The organism is Bacteroides sp. A1C1, assembly GCF_004328515.1.
GTDB classification, from domain to species: Bacteria; Bacteroidota; Bacteroidia; order Bacteroidales; family Bacteroidaceae; genus Bacteroides; species Bacteroides uniformis.
Map to the genome: position 1 here is coordinate 1,922,449 of NZ_CP036491.1, position 15,603 is coordinate 1,938,051.

Annotated in this window: 12 protein-coding genes; 9 read left to right on the top strand and 3 right to left on the bottom strand. The window is 48.4% G+C overall.

Annotation, left to right across the window (positions count from 1 at the left end; translation table 11 throughout):
- Positions 1-339: 339 nt before the first annotated feature.
- Complete coding sequence (gene pckA / locus EYA81_RS07885) at positions 340-1,947, top strand: phosphoenolpyruvate carboxykinase (ATP) (RefSeq protein WP_008662559.1); 1,608 nt, start codon at positions 340-342, stop codon at positions 1,945-1,947.
- A gap of 137 nt (positions 1,948-2,084) precedes the next feature.
- Positions 2,085-2,732 carry a nitroreductase gene (locus EYA81_RS07890; protein WP_117964639.1) on the top strand — a complete coding sequence of 216 codons (648 nt, stop codon included), beginning with the start codon at positions 2,085-2,087 and terminating at the stop codon, positions 2,730-2,732.
- A gap of 91 nt (positions 2,733-2,823) precedes the next feature.
- Here the strand turns inward: EYA81_RS07890 and typA are convergent, their stop codons facing one another.
- On the bottom strand, positions 2,824-4,623 hold the full coding sequence (gene typA / locus EYA81_RS07895; protein WP_117964638.1) for a translational GTPase TypA: 1,800 nt from the start codon (positions 4,621-4,623) through the stop codon (positions 2,824-2,826).
- Positions 4,624-4,781: 158 nt separating this feature from the next.
- On the opposite strand from typA, the gene rpsO reads away from it, so the two are divergent.
- The 6 genes from rpsO (at position 4,782) to EYA81_RS07925 (ending at position 11,486) form a co-directional block, all read left to right on the top strand.
- Positions 4,782-5,051 carry a 30S ribosomal protein S15 gene (gene rpsO / locus EYA81_RS07900; RefSeq protein ID WP_005830737.1) on the top strand — a complete coding sequence of 90 codons (270 nt, stop codon included), beginning with the start codon at positions 4,782-4,784 and terminating at the stop codon, positions 5,049-5,051.
- Between the two features lie 92 nt (positions 5,052-5,143).
- Complete coding sequence (locus tag EYA81_RS07905; protein WP_087332377.1) at positions 5,144-6,037, top strand: helix-turn-helix domain-containing protein; 894 nt, start codon at positions 5,144-5,146, stop codon at positions 6,035-6,037.
- Between the two features lie 13 nt (positions 6,038-6,050).
- Complete coding sequence (locus tag EYA81_RS07910; RefSeq protein WP_131225600.1) at positions 6,051-6,539, top strand: DUF4251 domain-containing protein; 489 nt, start codon at positions 6,051-6,053, stop codon at positions 6,537-6,539.
- Positions 6,540-6,682: 143 nt separating this feature from the next.
- Complete coding sequence (locus EYA81_RS07915; protein ID WP_131225601.1) at positions 6,683-9,007, top strand: outer membrane beta-barrel family protein; 2,325 nt, start codon at positions 6,683-6,685, stop codon at positions 9,005-9,007.
- 176 nt (positions 9,008-9,183) lie between these two features.
- On the top strand, positions 9,184-9,759 hold the full coding sequence (locus tag EYA81_RS07920) for a helix-turn-helix domain-containing protein (protein ID WP_005830747.1): 576 nt from the start codon (positions 9,184-9,186) through the stop codon (positions 9,757-9,759).
- Positions 9,760-9,839: 80 nt separating this feature from the next.
- Positions 9,840-11,486 (top strand): AMP-binding protein, encoded by a 1,647-nt coding sequence (locus tag EYA81_RS07925; RefSeq protein WP_008662551.1) that lies wholly within the window; start codon positions 9,840-9,842, stop codon positions 11,484-11,486.
- 102 nt (positions 11,487-11,588) lie between these two features.
- Here the strand turns inward: EYA81_RS07925 and EYA81_RS07930 are convergent, their stop codons facing one another.
- On the bottom strand, positions 11,589-12,080 hold the full coding sequence (locus tag EYA81_RS07930) for an S-ribosylhomocysteine lyase (RefSeq protein ID WP_117964637.1): 492 nt from the start codon (positions 12,078-12,080) through the stop codon (positions 11,589-11,591).
- A 24-nt stretch (positions 12,081-12,104) separates the two neighbouring features.
- The gene (locus EYA81_RS07935; protein WP_117964636.1) at positions 12,105-12,809 is read right to left on the bottom strand and encodes a 5'-methylthioadenosine/adenosylhomocysteine nucleosidase; all 705 of its coding nucleotides are present in this window, start codon (positions 12,807-12,809) and stop codon (positions 12,105-12,107) included.
- Positions 12,810-13,053: 244 nt separating this feature from the next.
- Here EYA81_RS07935 and EYA81_RS07940 point away from each other — a divergent pair, with 244 nt between their 5' ends.
- Positions 13,054-15,564, top strand: a complete 2,511-nt coding sequence (locus EYA81_RS07940) for a YfhO family protein (RefSeq protein WP_117964635.1) — start codon at positions 13,054-13,056, stop codon at positions 15,562-15,564.
- The last annotated feature ends 39 nt before the right edge of the window (positions 15,565-15,603 follow it).

A 15,603-nucleotide genomic window follows, 5' to 3' on the forward strand; every position in this document is an offset into this window, starting at 1 on the left:
GTGTACGTAATGCCGCATGGCAATTAGCACATTGGCATATCAGCACATTAGCACATTAAAATCTGCTGCAAAGTAAACGAATTTCACTCAATTTGCAACATTCAGTTAGCAGATATTGTTATGGTTTTATAAAAGATTTCCTATTAGAGAAAAATTTCTCTAATAGAGCTTTTCTTTAAAAAGAAAGTATTACTTTTGTAGGCGAAAAACAAGGGACCTGCTGAAAAGCAGGAAAAAAAGAGCTTTTCTACACCCGTTTTCCCTTGTAAATCAAAGGTAAAAAGAGATTAAAGAAAGAGATTATAAACCAAATACCAACATTTTAAATCATTAAAAGAAATGGCAAATTTAGATTTAAGCAAGTACGGTATCCAAGACGTGAAGGAAATTATCCACAACCCGTCTTACGATGTACTGTTCGCAGAAGAAACCAAACCAGGTTTGGAAGGTTTTGAAAAAGGTCAGGTAACTGAACTGGGTGCTGTAAATGTAATGACAGGTATCTATACCGGTCGTTCTCCTAAAGATAAATTCTTCGTAATGAATGAAGCCAGCAAAGATTCTGTATGGTGGACTTCTGAAGAATACAAAAACGACAACAAACCTTGCTCTGAAGAAGCTTGGGCTGACTTGAAAGCTAAAGCTGTTAAGCAGCTGAGCGGCAAGCGTCTGTTTGTTGTTGATACCTTCTGTGGTGCCAACCCCGCTACTCGTATGAAAGTACGTTTCATCATGGAAGTGGCATGGCAGGCTCACTTCGTAACTAACATGTTCATCCGCCCGACTGCTGAAGAACTGGCTAACTACGGAGAACCCGATTTCGTATCATTCAACGCTTCTAAGGCAAAAGTTGACAACTACAAGGAACTGGGTCTGAACTCTGAAACAGCTACTGTATTCAACTTGAAGACCAACGAACAGGTTATCTTGAACACTTGGTACGGCGGTGAAATGAAGAAGGGTATGTTCTCTATCATGAACTACAAGAACCCGTTGCGTGGTATCGCTTCTATGCACTGCTCTGCCAACACTAATATGGAAGGCACTGACTCTGCTATCTTCTTCGGTCTGTCCGGTACTGGTAAGACTACCTTGTCAACTGACCCGAAACGTCTGTTGATCGGTGACGACGAACACGGATGGGATGACGAAGGTGTATTTAACTACGAAGGTGGTTGCTACGCTAAGGTTATCAACTTGGATAAAGAAAGCGAACCCGATATCTACGCTGCCATCAAGCGTGACGCTCTGTTGGAGAACGTTACAGTTGCTGCTGACGGCAAGATTGACTTCGCTGACAAGAGCGTAACAGAAAACACTCGTGTTTCTTATCCTATCTACCACATCAATAACATTGTTAAACCGGTTTCTAAGGGTCCTCACGCTCACCAGGTAATTTTCTTGTCTGCTGACGCATTCGGTGTATTGCCTCCGGTATCTATCCTGAACCCTGAACAAGCTCAGTACTACTTCTTGTCTGGCTTTACTGCTAAGTTGGCTGGTACAGAACGTGGTATCACTGAACCGACTCCGACATTCTCTGCTTGCTTCGGTGCTGCTTTCTTGAGCTTGCATCCTACTAAATATGCAGAAGAATTGGTTAAGAAGATGAACAAGGTTGGTGCTAAGGCATACTTGGTTAACACTGGTTGGAACGGTAGCGGCAAACGTATCTCTATCAAAGATACTCGTGGTATCATCGACGCTATCCTCGACGGTTCTATCGACAAGGCTCCGACGAAGGTTATTCCTTTCTTCGACTTCGTGGTTCCTACTGAATTGCCTAATGTAGATCCGAAGATTCTTGATCCTCGCGATACTTACGAATGCGCTTGCCAATGGGAAGAAAAAGCAAAAGACCTGGCTGGCCGCTTCATCAAGAACTTCGCTAAGTTCACTGGCAACGAAGCTGGTAAGGCTCTGGTTGCTGCTGGTCCGAAGCTCTAATCTGACAATAAAGTTAGAAACATATGAAAAAGGTATCTCCTCCGGGAGATGCCTTTTTTCTTTTTTAATATCTCTATCTCATTGATAATCCGAAAGTTTTAGTAGTTTTGCAGAAACCATTATTCAAATAAAGCAATATGAAAAGTATCAGATTGATGTTGGCAGGCGCAAGTTTGTTACTGCTCTGCAGTTGCGGTGCCCAGGTCCAGAAAGAGGCCCAAGCTGCCAATGCAAATGAAAGCAAAGAGAATGCGGTGATTGAAACCATCATGTCACGCCGCAGCATCCGCCAGTACAAACCGCAAGCCGTGAATCGCGACACCATGCAGATTATCCTGGATTGCGGTATCAATGCACCCAACGGACAGAACAAGCAATCGTGGGAAGTGCGTGTAGTGGATAACCCGGATTTCATCAACGGCATTACGGAAATCTACAAGAAGGAAAATCCCAAAGCCGCCGAAGACCCGAAATTCAAGAACATGTTTCGCAACGCTTCTACAGTAGTATTTATTGCCAATGACCCGTCTTATGACCTTTCGCAGATTGACTGCGGACTGCTGGGTGAGAATATGATTCTATCAGCCTGGTCCATGGGAATCGGTTCTTGCTGCTTGGGCGGTCCCACGCGCTTCATGACCTCTACTCCGGCTGCTGCCGGATACCTGAAGAAACTGGATATTCCGGAAGGCTATCAGCTACTTTACTGTATCGCTTTCGGCTATCCGGATGAAACGCCCGCTGCCAAACCCCGTAATGCGGCAAAGGTAAAATTCATCGATTGACTTTCGTTTGAATGACGACAATAAACAAGGAGTGCCTCACCTTTCGGCGGGGCACTCCTTTCATATATAACAACTAAAACTCTTCTGTTTATCAGTTCTTGTTTGCGCGTTTACGCTCAAGCTCATCGAGGATAACCTTACGCATACGCATTGATTTAGGAGTAACTTCCACGTATTCGTCTTCCTTGATGTACTCCAGTGCCTCCTCAAGAGAGAACTGTACGGGAGGAATCAGACGTGCCTTATCATCCGAACCACTGGCACGCATATTGGTAAGCTTCTTGGACTTCGTTACATTAATCACCAAGTCGTTGTCATGGGAATGCTCGCCCACTACCTGGCCTGCATAAACCTCTTCCTGCGGGAAAATGAAGAATTTACCGCGGTCTTGCAACTTGTCAATGGCATAGGCAAAAGCCGTACCGGACTCCATGGCAATCATAGAACCGTTGGTACGCCGTTCAATTTCACCCTTATACGGCTGGTATTCCTTAAAACGGTGTGCCATGATAGCCTCGCCGGCAGAAGCGGTCAGCACGTTGGTACGCAGACCGATGATACCGCGCGACGGCATGTCGAACTCAAGATTTACACGTTCGCCGGCACTTTCCATCTTTACCATTTCACCTTTACGACGGGTCACCATATCAATCATCTTGCTGGCATATTCTTCGGGAACATTGATGGTCAGCTCTTCGATAGGTTCGCATTTCACGCCGTCAATCTCCTTGAAGATTACCTGCGGTTGCCCTACCTGCAACTCATACCCTTCACGACGCATGGTCTCAATCAGTACGGAAAGATGAAGCACGCCACGGCCGGAAACAATCCACTTGCCGTCTTCCTCGCTCTTGCGCACACGAAGAGCAAGATTCTTATCCAACTCCTTCATCAAACGGTCGTGGATGTGGCGGGAAGTAACAAACTTACCTTCCTTACCGAAGAACGGAGAGTCGTTGATGGTGAAGAGCATACTCATCGTAGGCTCGTCAATGGCAATGGGCGGCAACGCCTCCGGATTTTCGTAATCGCAGACCGTATCTCCGATTTCAAATCCTTCGATACCTACCAATGCACAGATGTCACCGGAAGACACTTCCTGCACCTTTACACGGCTCATACCTTCGAATGTATGCAGTTCCTTGATTTTTGATTTCACGATACTCCCGTCACGCTTTGCCAAAGACACGTTCATGCCTTCTTTCAATGTGCCACGGTGCACGCGGCCCACAGCAATACGCCCGGTATACGAAGAATAATCCAGCGAAGTAACCAGCATTTGCGGTGTACCTTCCAACTGTTCGGGGGCAGGAATATTCTCCAAGATACAGTCCAGAAGCGGATAAATGTTATCAGTCGGCTGCTGCCAGTCGGTACTCATCCAATTATTCTTGGCAGAACCGTAGATAACGGGGAAATCCAGCTGGTCCTCGGTTGCATTCAAGCTGAACATCAAGTCGAACACCATCTCGTACACTTCTTCGGGACGGCAGTTTGGCTTATCCACCTTATTTACAACAACGATAGGTTTCAGACCAATCTGCAGAGCTTTCTGCAATACAAACCGTGTCTGCGGCATAGGACCTTCGAAAGCATCCACAAGCAGAATGCATCCATCCGCCATATTCAATACACGTTCCACTTCACCTCCGAAGTCACTGTGTCCCGGAGTATCAATAATGTTAATCTTGGTGTCCTTGTAGTTGATAGAAACGTTCTTTGAGAGAATCGTTATACCTCGTTCACGCTCCAGGTCATTGTTATCCAACATTAATTCACCTGTGCTCTGGTTGCTGCGGAAAAGGTTTCCGGCCAAAAGCATCTTGTCAACGAGCGTCGTTTTCCCATGGTCCACATGGGCAATAATTGCAATGTTTCTAATCTTTTGCATATAATACCTATTATTTTCAGGCGACAAAGTTAGTGATTTTGGATTAGATATGCAGTATAGATATGATTTTTTTGCTGAATATCATTGTGATATAAAAGTTTATCCCTATCTTTGCAGCCCCGAAAGGGAATATTTATAATAACTTTTAATTAAACATTATGTATTTAGACGCTGCTAAAAAGCAAGAAATCTTCGGCAAATACGGAAAGTCTAACACTGATACTGGCTCAGCTGAGGCTCAGATAGCTTTGTTTTCCTACCGTATTGCTCGTCTGACTGAGCACCTTAAGCTCAACAGAAAGGATTATAGTACAGAAAGAGCTTTGACTATGTTGGTAGGTAAACGCCGTGCGTTGCTGACTTATCTGAAGGACCGCGACATCACCAGATATCGTGCTATCGTCAAAGAACTCGGCTTGCGTAAGTAATCTACTTGCGGCAAAACCATCAAAAAAGGAAGTTTTCCAAAAGGAAACTTCCTTTTTTGTTTATAATCCGATTTATACCTAATTTTGTATCCATGAAAAGAAAAGTATCAGCAGCAAATCTTTCGATAGCAATCACTTTTCTATTGATACTGCTATCATTCGGCTTTGGTTATCGCAGCTATTCGCAGGCAGAACAACGTGTGGTCTCTGACCTGAACCAGGCACTGCAACGCACAGTATTGCAGAACAAGGGATTATGGTTGAATGCGGACACCATCCAAACCTATGCCAAGTTGCAAGAAGTGATGGGTACTCCCGTTTCCGTAAGCGGTTCCCACAGAGCCTTTACCGAAGCATTGTCCGTCACCGGATTGAAAGATGTCTCCACACTTTCGCTGCATATACTGAAAAAGAATGCTCCCGCCACCGTATTCAATGAAATTCCTGCCGGATGTCTTGCCAGCGACACATTAGTATGGCTCTCCACCACAGCCGATGCATCTGGACTGACGCTTTCTTTCCGAGGATATGCCCGCTGCTCAGCTGCCATGCTGTTCAGTTTATCCAAGCAGACAATTCCGGCAACATTGCTATTGGCCGCCCTCCTCTGGGGAGGATTCACCTTTTTCTATTTCCGTCGGCGCACAAGGACTGATGCTGATACTTGTAACGGGCAACAGCAGGAAAACACCATCACTTTCGGCAACCTTTCGCTTTCCCTCCAGGAAGCCTGCTTCTATAATGAGCGGCAAGAGAAACTGAAGCTCACACCCATGCAATATACACTGATGGAGATGTTCTATCTTTCTTCCTCACACCTACTTTTCAAGTCTGACATCTGCCAATCGCTATGGCCGGGAAAAGACAATGCAGACGAAACGCTTTACACATTGATACGGCGTCTGAAGCCCATTGTCGAGGACAACAGCAACCTCAGAATAACAACAGACCGTGGCCGCGCCTACGGACTGGAAATAAGAACCTAAACATTATAGAATCATGAAGACTAACAAACTTATCCTATTAGGGCTAATCTGCCTGACTGTCGCAATGCCGACAACCGCCCAAAACCGTAACGAAAAGAAAGCGCGCACTGAACGTGCTGTAAAAGAAGCTATTGCTGCTAAACAATACAAAATCAACGTAGATCGGATGCAACCGATGAGAGGCGGTAGTCGTAACCTGACCACCAACTACACACTGGAAATCAGAAACGACTCCGTTTTCTCTTACCTGCCTTACTTTGGAGTGGCCTACAATGCTCCGTATGGAGGAGGCAAGAACCTGAATTTCAATGCATCCATCACCGCATACACAACTAGAGCACTCAAAAAAGGCAAAATCCAAATAGACTTCAAGACCCGTAGTGATGAAGACAATTATGAGTACCGCCTCACCATCTTTCCCGATGGTTCTACCAGTATCCATGTGCAACCCATGAACAAACAGTCCATCTCGTTCACCGGAGAGATGGATACAGAAAAGTAATCATCTTCCCCCTTTAAAAGGACAAAAGAAAGTATTGTCAGTCTATTGTCAGGCAAATGTCAGACAACTATCCGCTTTTTGTTTCTTCCATCCCGGCAGAAAGCGGATACCTTCGTGTCCCGAAATCAAACAACAACCGGAACATGAAACAGATAATATGTATTCTTGCCCTGCTCCTAATGAGCGTCACGACAACAAAAGCACAAACCAGCCCGACAACTCCCTCCATCCGAGGTAAAATTCTCACAGAGGAAAAGCAACCGATAGAGTTTGCTAACATCGCCCTCCTTTCCGAAGATTCCACCTTCATACAAGGAACGTGTAGCCGAAGCGACGGTAGTTTTGAACTTCTCCCTCCCGCTCCCGGAAACTATCTACTACAAATTTCTTCCATCGGTTACAAAACCCTTTGCCAGCCTTGCCCCACCGGGAGTACCCACAACTGGATATTGCAAACCGATGCCGTGCTACTTGCGGAAACCGTCATCACCGCCGCCCGTCCCGTTTTCCGACTAAAGGGCGGAAAGTTGGAGACAAGCGTACGGCAAACCCTGCTTGCATCCTTGAATGATGCCAACGACGTATTGAAACATATCCCCGGACTGCGCTCCTCTGATGAGGGGTATACCGTTTTTGGCAAAGGGACACCGGTCATCTATATAGACAACCGCCTTCTGCAAGACAACTCCGAGCTGCAACGCCTCTCTGCCGCCGATATTGAAAAAGTGGAGCTCATCACCAACCCGGGTGCAGAGTACGATGCTACCGTTAAAGCCGTTGTACGCATACGCACCGTACGTAACAAAAGAGACAGTTTTGGCGGTAATTTCCGTGCAGGAATCACCCAACGGAGACGCAGCAGCCATTACGGACAAGTCAATCTGAATTATCAGAAGAAAGGACTGGCCCTACTGGGCATGCTGTACACCAATTATGAAAACAGAAAACGCCACCAGGAGGTTCGCTACCAGATACCGTCCGAAATACAATGGGATGTAAATAACCGGGGTCACTTATATAATAAGGGACTGCTTGCCGGAGGAAAAGCAAGCGCCAGTTACGACTTCACCCCCCAACACAGCCTCGGTGCCTCCTATGAGTTTCATCGTACCCCCGATTATCACAGCAGTGATCATTCGACATATACCGTCCGGGCGAATGAAGAGTTGGCCGATCACACCATACATTCCTCTCAAAACTTGCAGCAAACCAGCCGGCACCAGCTGAATGCCTACTATCAGGGCAGCATAAAGCAACTCTACATAAACTTCAACACCGACCTGGTATACGGCAAAAGTTATAATCACCAGGAGGCTCAAGAAGAAAGCCAGACCGAAGGCAATCGCGACATCAGCTCTTTCAACCACGCCGACAACCGCCTTTATGCCGCCAAGTTGATTCTGACCCATCCCCTTTGGAAAGGTGAACTGAAGACCGGCGCCGATTACACCTTCATCCGGCGAAATGACAATTTCCTGAACCGGCAGCACATACTTCCCGATACAGACAGTCGAATCGACGAAAGCAAGTCCGCCGTCTTTGCCGAATACTCACTGACATTAGGAAAAATCAGCCTTCTTGCAGGACTGCGCTTCGAGCATGCCGTCTCCGACTATTGGGAGCAGGAAGAGTACGTGCCCGGTCAAAGTCGTACTTACAATGACTGGTGCCCCAACCTATCGGTAGACTTTCCTCTCGGCAAAGCCCAAGCCAATCTCAGCTATACAGCCAAAAGCAACCGCCCCAGCTTCTTCCAGCTACGTAGCACACTGAGTTATAACAACCGTTTCATCTACGAAGGCGGAAACCCGCTGCTCACCCCCGAAACCAACCACGACCTGCAGTTCACGGCCCTTTACAAGTGGGTACAATTCGGACTTAACTACCAATACCGCCGCAATGCCATTGCCTTCATGACCAAAGAATACGAGGACAATCCGGATGTTGTCATCTTCACTACCGGAAATTTCAAACGGATGCAGTATCTCACCGCCTCTGCCCATCTGTCACCCACCGTCGGCATCTGGAAACCGGAGCTCGGCATCTACTTCGCCCAACCGTTCTTCAAAGTCACCAATCAAGGCAGTAGCAAGAATATGAACCGCGGCAGCATTTACCTCTTTCTGCAAAACAGTCTCCAGCTTCCGGACGAGTGGACTCTCTCCCTTGATGCCGACTACCAGAGCGAAGGCAACTTCGGCGCCATGCTGCAACGTTCCTATTGGGGCATAGACGCCGGCATCCGCAAAACATTCTTCAACAAAAGGCTGACGCTCGGACTGCAAGTCAATGACCTGTGGAATTCCCGGTATGGCTCCTTCATGCTGTTCGGTCCCCGGCTGACCTATACGAAAAAGGCAAACCCGGACTCGCGCAGCTTCTCCCTGAACCTAAGCTATCGCTTCAATGCGGCAGGCAAAGCGTACAAAGGAAAGCACGTATTGGAACAAGACTTAAAGCGGCTATAAACAGAACTTTGGGGAAGAAAGAGAAACAGAACAGAAGAATATTATACAAATAAGCCGACCACCGGATATATTTCAGCAATATTTTCCCTCAGAATGTTGCATCAAGTAAAAGTTTCTCTTATTTTTGCGGTTTAATAGCTATAAATTATAACCTTTAGACAGAAAATACTATCATTATGGATACCAGCAAAATTGTAGGAGAAAAAATAAAATCACTCCGTGAAAGCCAATCCATCAGTATGGAAGAACTGGCACAGCGTTCGGGACTTGCTATCGAACAGATTGAACGTATAGAAAACAACATCGACCTCCCGTCACTGGCTCCCCTCATCAAGATAGCTCGTGTACTGGGTGTACGTTTGGGAACTTTTCTTGACGACCAGGATGAGAACGGTCCCGTGGTCTGCCGTAAGGACGAATCGCAGAACAGCATCAGTTTCTCCAACAATGCCATCCACAGCCGCAAGCATATGGAGTATCATTCACTCTCCAAATCCAAAGCCGACCGCCACATGGAGCCGTTTATCATTGATGTGGCCGCTACGGACGACAGTGACTTTGTACTCTCCTCACACGAAGGCGAAGAATTCATCATGGTGATGGAAGGGACCATGGAAATCAGTTACGGCAAAAACACCTACCTGCTCGAAGAAGGTGACAGCATCTATTACGATTCCATCGTTCCGCACCACGTACACGCCTATGAAGGGCAGGCAGCCAAGATACTTGCAGTAGTTTACACACCAATTTAAATTAATGGAAAATTGAAAGGTGAAAATGGAAAATGATAAATACTTTCTATTTTCACCTTTCCACTTTCAACTTCCACATCATGTTATACGAACGCACCCTCGGCCAATGGTTGGAACATTGGGCCGAAACAACACCAGACAAAGAATATATCGTTTACTCCGACCGCAACCTACGTTTCACCTGGAGCCAGTTCAACCGCCGGGTGGACGACATGGCCAAAGGACTTATCGCCATCGGCGTGGAGCGGGGAACACACGTAGGTATCTGGGCAGCCAACGTACCCGACTGGCTGACCCTATTATACGCTTGCGCCAAGATAGGTGCCGTCTACGTAACGGTAAACACCAACTACAAACAGTCCGAGCTGGAATATCTCTGCCAGAACTCCGACATGCATACCCTCTGCATCGTCAATGGCGAAAAGGACAGTGACTTTGTGCAGATGACCTATACCATGCTTCCGGAACTGAAGACCTGCCAACGCGGACACCTGAAAAGCGAACGTTTCCCCTATATGAAAAATGTCATCTACGTGGGGCAGGAGAAGCACCGGGGCATGTACAACACGGCCGAAATACTTCTCTTGGGCAACAATATAGAAGACAGCCGCCTGAATGAGCTCAAAAGTCAGGTCACTTGCCACGATGTAGTGAACATGCAATACACCTCAGGCACTACGGGATTCCCGAAAGGCGTCATGCTTACCCACTACAACATTGCCAACAACGGTTTCCTTACCGGTGAGCACATGAAGTTTACCGCCGACGACAAGCTCTGCGTCTGCGTACCATTGTTCCACTGCTTTGGCGTGGTACTTGCCACCATGAACTGCCTGACACACGGCTGTACGGAAGTAATGGTGGAACGCTTCAACCCGTTGGTAGTGCTCGCCTCCATCCACAAGGAGCGCTGCACGGCACTTTACGGTGTACCCACCATGTTCATTGCCGAACTGAACCATCCGATGTTCGACATGTTCGATATGTCCAGCCTACGTACGGGTATCATGGCAGGTTCCCTCTGCCCGGTAGAGCTGATGAAGCAGGTGGAAGAGAAAATGTACATGAAAGTGACCAGCGTTTACGGGCTGACCGAAGCTGCTCCCGGAATGACCGCCACCCGGATAGACGACCCGTTCGATGTACGTTGCAATACCGTAGGACACGACTTTGAACATACGGAAGTAAAGGTTATCGACCCCGAAACCGGAGAAGAGTGTCCCGTAGGCGTACAAGGCGAAATGTGCAACCGCGGATACAACACCATGAAGGGTTACTACAAAAACCCGGAAGCCACAGCCGAAGTCATTGATGAGAACGGCTTTCTGCACTCGGGAGACCTTGGAATAAAGGACGAAGACGGCAATTACCGCATCACAGGACGCATCAAGGACATGATTATCCGCGGTGGTGAAAATATCTATCCCCGCGAGATAGAAGAGTTCCTCTATCAACTGGAAGGCGTAAAAGACGTGCAGGTAGCCGGCATTCCCTCTAAAAAGTACGGTGAAGCCGTAGGCGCTTTCATCATCCTGCACGAAGGAGTGGATATGCACGAATCGGATGTACGAGACTTCTGCATCGGCAAAATATCACGCTACAAGATACCCAAGTATATCTTCTTCATCAAGGAATTCCCCATGACAGGAAGCGGCAAGATACAGAAATTCAAGCTGAAAGACTTGGGATTGCAACTTTGCAAGGAGCAAGGGATTGAGATTGTGTAATAATAAAGGATAAGGATCAAGGATGGGGTTATGCCTATATTAAAGTCTATGCGACCCCAATAATCCCTTATCCCTAATCCTTTATCCTTAATCCCTAACCCCTTATTTTTCTTCTTTTTCCGGATATTTCATATTCTCCTCTTTCATCTGTTCCAATACCTCATGCAGGTATTTGGCAGACTCCCATTTAGCCATCGGAAGGTCGTGGAGCAGGTAGTTGCCGCAATCTTGCGGAGCGGCACCGGGGACTTCACCTTCATATTCGGCAACAAAGCGGAAGGTGTCCTGCATCAGTGTCAGTATGTCCTGCGGCTTCAAGTCACCTTTCATCAGCAGATAATTACCGGTGAGGCAGCCCATGGGGCCCCAATAGATAATCTTGTCCTGCCACTGCGGGTCGTTGCGCAGGTAGGTGGCGGCAAGGTGTTCGATGGTGTGCAGAGCACCTTGTCCCAAAGCAGGCTCACGATTGGGCTCTTTCATACGGATGTCGAAAGTAGTGACTGTTTCTCCGTTCACTTCATCCTGGCGGGATACGTAAATGCCGCGCAACAAGCGGATGTGGTCGATTGTAAAACTGGGAATCTTCTTCATGAGTTATAAGTTATAAGTTATGAGTTATAAATTGCTGGGAAGGGTGGAGAGGAAGGTCCATATCGTGAGGAATGAACGCTCTGCCATGGTTCCCCAGAAATCGGCATACTGCGAAGCATGGTCCTCTACTCCGGGTGTGTCGCTGATGATGCGGAAGCTGAGAAAAGGAACATTGTACAGATGGCAAGTCTGCGCAATGGCGGCAGACTCCATATCAACGGCAAGACCGCCAGGGAAACGTTGCTTGATGGTATCCAGCTCCATACGGTTGGTGATGAACCGGTCGCCGGTACAGACTAGTCCGCTGTGGATGCGGCTTTCCATTCCGGCTTCGTTCAGCGACAAGGCATGTCTCAACAGAGAGGGACAGCCCTCGTAAGAGGCGGGGAAACCTTGTACCTGTCCGTACTCGTTACCGTCGCCGCACCAGACGTCGTGATACACCAGACGTTGGCTTGCCACTACATCCGTCACCTTCAGGCAAGCATCAATACCACCCGCCACACCGGTGCTGACGATGCAGTCCGGAGAAAAGCGCCGTATCAGTTCCGAAGCTCCTACCGCTGCACTCACCTTACCGATGCCACATTGCGTCAAGATTACATGGTTACCGCCCAATGTACCTTCCACATAGCGGAAACTACCATCGCCCGACGTATTCTTATCCTGCAAGCGCTCCACCAACCGGCGGTGTTCGCTGTCCATTGCACTGATTATCCCTATTGTCATATCTATAATAATTTAAGCTTGCATATTACCATTAAAGCACTTTAATCTTTTTTTGGAAAGGCAAAGGTACAACATTCTGCCGATAACGTGACAATAACAATCTGCATTTATGTATCTTTGCCACAAAAGCGAAGATAGGCTGCACCTCAACAAAACTTTTTCATGCAAGCATGAAAGTTCTGTATTCGGTTTGCACTATCTTTGCCCCACAATTGATTAATTGATAACTCATAACTTATAACTCATGAAGAAGCTTCTTCCCGACCTTATTGCCATCTTGGCATTCGTCCTCCTTTCCTTCGCCTACTTCTTCCCGGCGGATATAGAAAACCGTATTCTCTTTCAGCACGACACGGCTGCAGGAGCAGGGGCAGGACAAGAAGTCAAGGAGTATTACGAACAGACGGGCGAACGCAGCCGTTGGACAAACTCGCTGTTCGGCGGTATGCCCATGTATCAGATAGCCCCTTCGTATGACTCCACCAAGTCACTGCAGTGGGTACAGAAAGCCTACCAACTCTTCCTGCCCGACTATGTGTGCCTCACATTCATGCTGATGCTCGGCTTCTACATCCTGCTGCGCGTCTTCGGCATACCGGTCTGGCTGGCCGGACTGGGCGGTATCATGTGGGCATTCTCGTCCTATTTCTTCATACTGATATCTGCCGGACACATCTGGAAGTTCATCACCCTTGCCTACGTGCCGCCCACCATAGCAGGCATTGTGCTCGCCTATCGTGGGAAACTGCTGTGGGGAGGCATCCTCACCGCCTTGTTCGTGGCCCTGCAAATCACCTCGAACCACGTGCAGATGTCCTATTACTTCTTCTTCGTCATCCTCTTCTTTGTGGGAGCCTACTTCGAGAAAGCATGGCGTACCAAGACATTGCCCCAGTTCTTCAAGGCAAGTGCCGTACTGATTGTAGCAGCCCTCGTCGGCATAGCCGCCAACGTATCCAACCTCTATCACACCTATGCTTACAGCAAAGAAACCATGCGCGGCAAGAGCGAACTGGTGCAGACCGGCGACGCTGCCAAGCAGACCAGTAGCGGGCTGGACCGCGACTACATCACCCAGTGGAGCTACGGCATCGACGAAACACTGACTCTGCTGGTGCCCAACTTCAAAGGCGGAGCATCCGCCGCCCTCAGCCAGAGTGAAACCGCCATGAGCAAGGCAAACCCGATGTACAGCAGTCTGTACGGCTCACTGACACAATATTTCGGTACCCAGCCCATGACGTCGGGTCCCGTCTACGTCGGAGCATTCGTCTTGTTTCTGTTCGTACTGGGATGCTTCATCGTGAAAGGACCGTTGAAGTGGGCATTGACAGGAGCCACCTTCTTCTCCATCGTCTTGTCCTGGGGCAAGAACTTCATGCCGCTGACGGATTTCTTCATCGATTACGTCCCGTTGTACAACAAGTTCCGCGCCGTGTCCTCCATCCTTGTCATAGCAGAGTTCACGATACCTTTGCTGGCTATCTTTGCCCTGAAACGCCTGCTCGAAGAGCCGGAAATCTTAAAACAGGAAAAGAAGCCCCTCGGCATCAGCCTGCTGCTCACTGCAGGCATCGCCCTGCTGCTTGCCGTTGCCCCGGGCAGCATCGGCTCCGGCTACGTGCCCGCCCAAGAGGCACAGATGCTGCAGAATGCCGTCAACCAGCAGATGATACCCGCCAACGAGCTCTCCGGCATCCTTGCCAACTTGGGAGAGATGCGTGCCGAACTCGTCAGCAGCGACGCCCTGCGTAGCTTCATCATCATAGGCATCGGCTGCAGCCTGCTCTGGCTCTATGCAAGCGGCAAGCTGCGCAGCTCGCTGACCATTGCAGGTATCACCATACTCTGCCTGGCAGATATGTGGGGGGTCAACAAGCGCTATCTGAATGATGCCCAGTTCGTGCCCCACTCCATCCGTACGGAAACCTTCACCAAGACAAATACAGACGAGCTGATACTACAAGATACCAGCTTGGACTATCGTGTATTGAACTTTGCCACCAGCACCTTCGATGACAACAACACCTCCTACTGGCACAAAAGCGTCGGCGGTTATCACCCGGCCAAGCTGCGCCGCTACCAGGAAATGATAGAGCATCACATCTCTCCCGAAATGCAGGCGGCCTACAAGGCCATTGCCACCGCCGGAGGTGAGATGGACAGCGTGGATGCCAATAAGTTCCGCGTACTGAACATGCTAAACACCAAATACTTCATCTTCCCTGCAGGACAGCAAAGACAAACCGTTCCCATCCTCAACCCGCACGCCTACGGCAATGCATGGTTTGTAAACAAGGTGCAGTATGTGAACAACGCCAACGAAGAGATTGACGCCCTGGACAGCATCATACCCACAGAGACAGCCGTAGTGGATGCCCGCTTCAAGGATGTACTGAAAGGTACCACGGAAAGTTATAAAGACAGCCTCTCCAGCATCCGCCTGACAAGTTACGCACCTAACCGCCTGACGTACGAAACAAACAATGCCCAAGACGGTATTGCCGTATTCTCCGAAATCTATTATCCGGACGGCTGGCACGTAACCATCGACGGACAGCCTGCCGAACTGGCACGCGCCGACTATATCCTGCGCACAATGTATGTTCCTGCCGGACAGCACACCATCGAAATGCGCTTTGACCCCACCAGCCTGCACGTGACGGAAGGCATCGCCTACGGAGCACTGGCACTGCTGGTGATAGGTATCATCGTGGCAGTGCTGATAGCTAAAAGGAAGTATGTAAAGGCATAAAAAAAATATCATATCATTCCCCCATAAGCACTCGACGCA